Annotated in this window: 1 protein-coding gene; it reads left to right on the top strand. The window is 63.3% G+C overall.

What is annotated here, in order from left to right:
- The first annotated feature begins 69 nt into the window (after positions 1–69).
- A protein-coding gene (locus tag JMJ56_RS33080; RefSeq protein WP_202836115.1) for an IS3 family transposase occupies positions 70–1,190 on the top strand; the annotation gives its coding sequence in 2 pieces (ribosomal slippage) (positions 70–319 and positions 319–1,190; 1,122 coding nt in all).
- Positions 1,191–1,224: the final 34 nt, after the last annotated feature.

The raw sequence follows: 1,224 nt of genomic DNA on the forward strand, positions 1-1,224 counted from the left end.
GGCGAAAGTGGTCCGGCTCTGGTGTTAGTGTTTCGGCGGATTTCCTCATGACGGATGTGGAGATTGGCCATGAAGCGACGGTTCTCGGTGGAGCAGATCGTGGCGGTGCTGAAGCAGGCCGAGTTGGGCCTGCCGGTAGCCGAGCTGACGCGCAAGCTCGGTATCTCGGAACAGACCTTTTATCGCTGGAAGAAGCAGTATGCCGGGCTGGAGACGGACCAGGTCCGTGAGTTCAAGCAGTTGACTGAGGAGAATGCTCGGCTGAAGCGGCTGGTGGCGGAGCTCAGCCTCGACAAGGCCGTGCTGCAGGACGTCCTGTCAAAAAAGTTTCCCGGCCAGCGCTCATGAAGGAGGTTGTGGCCTATGTGGCGACGCGCCACGGCTACAGCGAGCGCCGGGCCTGCTCTCTGACGCGCCAGCATCGGTCGACCCAGCGCAAGCCGAGCACCAGGGACCCAAGGCTCGAGATCCGGCAGCGCATGCACGAGATTGCGCAGACGCGGATCCGCTACGGCTATCGGCGGGTCCACATCATGCTCAGGCGTGACGGCTGGACGGTGGGACGCAACCTGGTTTGGCGGCTGTACCGCGAAGAAGGTCTTGCCCTACGCAGCAAGCGGCCGAGGCGGCGCAAGATGGTGGTGCACCGCGAGGCGCGCTACGTGCCCAAGCATCCCAACGAGGCGTGGAGCCTCGACTTCGTCCACGACCAGCTGAGCCATGGTACGAAGTTCCGAGCCCTGACCGTGGTCGATATCTGGAGCCGGGAGGGCCTGGCGATCGAGGTTGGCCAGCGGCTCAAGGGCGAGCACGTGGTCGAAGTGCTGAACCGCCTCGTCCGCCAGCGTGGTGCGCCGAGGTACCTATTTGCCGACAACGGCAGCGAGTTCACTGGTCAGCTGGTTGACCTCTGGGCCTATCACCACGGGGTGCAGATCGACCTCTCGCGGCCTGGCAAGCCGACCGACAACGCCTTCATCGAGACCTTCAACGGCTCGCTGCGGGACGAGTGCCTGAACCTGCACTGGTTCGAGACGCTGGCCGAAGCCCGTGCCATCGTCGAAGCTTGGCGACGGGACTACAATGAGAGCCGGCCTCACATGGCTCTCGGACATAAAACACCGCAGGAATACCTATTGCAAAGAGGCCCTTGCGGGTCGACGAAGGGTGCGACGGCCGGCGAAGGCTAACGCTGAACCTGGATCACCAAACCCAAGCGCCTCA

The sequence above is a fragment of the Belnapia arida genome (genome assembly GCF_016773205.1).
GTDB classification, from domain to species: domain Bacteria; phylum Pseudomonadota; class Alphaproteobacteria; order Acetobacterales; family Acetobacteraceae; genus Belnapia; species Belnapia arida.